Below are 302 nucleotides of genomic sequence, written 5' to 3' on the forward strand. Positions count from 1 at the left end.
GCGAACGTCACCGCGGCGGCGGCCGGGGGGTGCGACGTGCTGGTGGCGACCGGCCACGTCCCGGCCGCGGCCGGGGTGAAGTCGGTGGGCGAGAAGCTGGGCCTCCGCTACGTGTTCTCGAGTTTCCAGCCGGTGTGCCTGCCCTCGCCGCACCACCGGCCGATCCCCCGGCGGGGCCGGCCGCTCCCGCCGGACGTGACCGTCAACCGGGTGCTGTGGGACCGGGACGCCCGGGACTCGCATGAGGTGTTCGTCGAGGCGATCAACTCCCACAGGGTCTCGGTCGGCCTGCCGCCGGTGGA

The 302-nt window shown here is 74.8% G+C and carries 1 pseudogene; it reads left to right on the forward strand.

The features are described from left to right. Positions 1-302 (forward strand): annotated as a pseudogene (locus PUR61_RS31065) (glycosyltransferase); the annotation flags it as partial.

It is taken from the genome of Streptomyces sp. BE20, from assembly GCF_036322525.1.
Lineage (GTDB): Bacteria > Actinomycetota > Actinomycetes > Streptomycetales > Streptomycetaceae > Kitasatospora.